The sequence below is a fragment of the Duncaniella sp. genome (assembly GCF_029054785.1).
In the GTDB taxonomy this organism is placed as follows: domain Bacteria; phylum Bacteroidota; class Bacteroidia; order Bacteroidales; family Muribaculaceae; genus Duncaniella.
Map to the genome: position 1 here is coordinate 1 of NZ_JAIDEN010000036.1, position 3505 is coordinate 3505.

2 protein-coding genes and 1 tRNA gene are annotated in these 3505 nt (G+C 52.0%); 1 reads left to right on the top strand and 2 read right to left on the bottom strand.

Annotated features, from left to right (window positions below; genetic code table 11):
- Nucleotides 1-365: 365 nt before the first annotated feature.
- Together ftsH and rsfS are read right to left on the bottom strand one after the other, a co-directional pair.
- A complete protein-coding gene (gene ftsH, locus K2H17_RS02400) occupies nucleotides 366-2540 on the bottom strand; it encodes an ATP-dependent zinc metalloprotease FtsH (RefSeq protein WP_300130993.1) in 2175 nt (724 codons plus the stop codon).
- A 33-nt stretch (nucleotides 2541-2573) separates the two neighbouring features.
- A complete protein-coding gene (gene rsfS / locus K2H17_RS02405; protein ID WP_300130996.1) occupies nucleotides 2574-2936 on the bottom strand; it encodes a ribosome silencing factor in 363 nt (120 codons plus the stop codon).
- Between the two features lie 363 nt (nucleotides 2937-3299).
- Between rsfS and K2H17_RS02410 the strand changes: the two genes are divergently transcribed.
- A tRNA-Glu gene (locus tag K2H17_RS02410) sits at nucleotides 3300-3372 on the top strand.
- Nucleotides 3373-3505 lie beyond the last annotated feature (133 nt).

A 3505-nucleotide genomic window follows, 5' to 3' on the forward strand; every position in this document is an offset into this window, starting at 1 on the left:
CAAGAAGATAGGCCTTGACAACCTTCACCGTCTCCTCCGCAAGGGAACTATCGGCAGAAGCGACTGACCGGAATGAATCGTGGATACGGCTGACAGTTTCCTTATAAAACTTTTCAGAGACCGGGAATGCCGCGGCCCGTCTGGAGGCTGACTTAGTGGTTTTCATGAGCATGACAAATTAGGAGTGGGGTTAAAAATTGCTTATTCCGATAGTTTCATAAACCGAACTACACAGCAAAGATACAACCGCCCCACCCCATTTTTGGTGCGATAATGCGGAGCCGGTCAAAAAAATTCATAAAAAAACTCCGTAGGTGCGAAACTTGGTCGCACCTACGGAGCTTGACTGGAATCCGTCAGATGGATTATTTCTTGTTGTATGGCGGAGGAGTCGGGCCGATGTGGCCATCGGATGCGTCTGCGGAATCTGAAGAGTCATCAGCCTTGACCTCAGTGGTCTCAGAGGCTTCGACGTCAATCACGGCAGGAGCATCGGCTGCCTCTGATCCGGAGTCTGAGTCAGTGGTGTCAGCGCTGTCCGAAGATGCCCCTTCGGCTTCACTGCGGGCCTTTTCCTCTTCGAGGCGCTTGGCATCGCGGGCGGCCTGGAGTTCCATGATCTCCTCGGTGCGGGATTTCCACGGGCGTTTGCCGAATATGTTGACAAGGTCTTCGGCATACATGACTTCTTTGGTCAGCAGCGTCTCCGCAAGTTTGGCGTGGCCTTCGAGATGATCGCGCAGGATCTGCTTGGCGCGTTCATACTGCTCGCTGATGATGCGTGAAACCTCGTCGTCAATCTGCTTGGCGCGTTCGCCTCCGTAGGGTTTGGAGAAGCCGTAGGCCTGGCCGGTGGAGTCATAGTAGCAGACATTGGGGATCTTGTCGCTCATACCATAGTAGACAACGATGGCATAGGCCATCTTGGTCACTTTCTCAAGGTCGTTGAGAGCGCCTGTGGAGATCTGGCCGATGGTCAGTTCCTCGGCTGCACGGCCTGCGAGGGTCATACAGATCTGATCGAGCAGCGCTTCCTTGGGTGTGATCTGGCGCTCCTCAGGCATGTACCATGCCGCACCGAGAGCCATGCCGCGCGGGACAATCGAGACTTTGACCATCTCATTGGAGTATTGCAGGAACCAGGAAACCGTAGCATGGCCGGCCTCATGGATGGCAATGGATTTCTTCTCGTCGTCAGAGATTATCTTGGAGCTGTGTTCAAGACCTCCGATAATACGGTCGATAGCGGCCATGAAGCTGTCGCGGTCAACCGCTTTCTTGTTGCCGCGGGCGGCGATAAGGGCTGCTTCATTGCAGACATTGGCAATGTCGGCGCCACAGAAACCGGCGGTCTGACGGGCCATCAGATCGACATCGACAGAATCGTCGGTCTTGATATTGCGCAGATGGACCTTGAACACCTCTATGCGGTCTTTCAGTTCTGGAAGATCTACGTTGATCTGACGGTCAAAACGTCCGGCGCGCAGAAGAGCCTTGTCGAGAATATCGGCGCGGTTGGTGGCGGCAAGGATAATCACACCGCTGTTCGACCCGAAGCCGTCCATCTCTGTGAGGAGCTGGTTGAGAGTGTTCTCGCGTTCGTCATTTGCTCCCATATTAGGATTCTTGCCACGGGCACGGCCAACGGCGTCGATCTCGTCGATGAACACGATGCACGGCGCTTTTTCCTTGGCCTGACGGAAGAGATCGCGCACTCGCGAGGCACCGACACCCACGAACATCTCGACAAAGTCAGAACCTGACATCGAGAAGAAAGGCACGTTGGCCTCGCCTGCCACAGCCTTGGCGAGCAGAGTCTTACCCGTTCCGGGAGGGCCTACAAGGAGAGCGCCTTTGGGGATCTTGGCACCAAGATCGGTATAGCGCTGCGGGTTGCGGAGAAACTCGACAATCTCGCGGATCTCGGTCTTGGCCTCGGAAAGACCGGCGACATCCTTGAAAGTCACATTGGTCCCCTCGCCCTTTTCAAACATCTTGGCCTTGGATTTGCCGACATTGAAAACTCCGCCGGCACCTCCGCCCGACGCACCGCCTGACATGCGGCGCATCATGATGAACCAGAAAGCGACAAGAAGCAGAATCGGACCGAAGGACCAGAGCAGAGAGCCGTAGTCCGACGATTTGTCATATTTGACTTCGCCGTGTCTGATCCCCTCCTGATTCCAGAGGTCGATCTGATCTTCGAATTTGTCGGCAGAAGGTATGTCGGTTATGATCTTGGCGATTGTACCCTTGCCGCCTTTATACTGGCTCTCAGGGAAAATTGTCCGTGCCAGAGAGTCGGAAAGGACTGCCTCGGCCTTGTTGGTGTTGGAAAAGACCGTGATCTCGCCCACACCTCCGGTGGTGACATACTCTTTGAACTTCGTATAGCTGACCTCCTTTTCAATTGAGGTGTCATCTATATAAAGCATCGCAAGAAGAAACACTATTATAATGGCATAGGCCCAGTACATGCTGAAAGCTATGCCGAAAGGCTTCTTGGGTTTCTGATTATTTGAGGGAGTCGGTGAACTCATTGTTAAAATCGAGATTTTTTAGAGGGTGTTTAATCAGTCTTCGTCGGGATAGTCCGTGATAACGGCATCGCTCCACAACTCTTCAAGCGCATAGAGATCGCGGGTCTCGCGCAGGAAGACATGGACAAGCGTGTCACCGTAGTCTATCACGATCCATGTCGAATTGCCATAACCGTCATAGTTGTAAGGCTTGACACCGATGTGTTCGAGCAGGTATTCCCTGATGCTGTCAGCCACGGCTGCGACATGCTGGGTCGATGTGCCTTCGCAGATTACGAAGCGACGGGCGGCAGCGGTGTCAATGTCGCTCATGTCAACTGTTGTTATCTTGCGTCCTTTGCGGTCGCGGATTCCTTCGATGATAGAAGGCAATATGTCTGTTACTGTTTCAGTCATTGATCTTAGGTGATAGATTTTAGTTGAAACCAAGAGGTTGTTTTTAAAGTGATGAGTTTTTTCAAGATTGCAAAGATAAGCATTTTCTCCGAATAACCATAGGCTCTCAACGGGGTCATTGCGCCTGTATGACCAGGAATAGCGAAAATAAAGCCATTCATTCGGGAAAGGGCTTGTCAATGATTTAACAATCCGAAACGCGATTTGGTTTTTGGGCCGTGAATGGGCAGCAATCTGTAAATATATGTTAAAACACGACGATTTATTTGCACTGCTCAAAAAAAGCTCTTAACTTTGCAGTGCTAAAACCGGAAAGGAGACGAGCAAGCGAGTTCTTAAAATTTCCTTTCAAGAGTAGTGAATGGCGATTTAGTGTAGTGGCCTAGCACGCCACCCTCTCACGGTGGAGACCTGGGTTCGATTCCCAGATTCGCTACTCAAAAAGATGACCTCAAAATTTGAGGTCATCTTTTTTATTACCCCAGGTTGCCAAGCGGCCGTCGCGGGCAAACTGCGGGTCAGCGGATTTTTCCGGTGGGCGGAGGTGATGTCAAGAGTATAGTGTAGCC

Coding starts and splice junctions, on each gene's coding strand:
- ftsH (WP_300130993.1), bottom strand. CDS start 2,540: ATGAGTTCACCGACTCCCTCAAATAATCAGAAACCCAAGAAGCCTTTC.
- rsfS (WP_300130996.1), bottom strand. CDS start 2,936: ATGACTGAAACAGTAACAGACATATTGCCTTCTATCATCGAAGGAATC.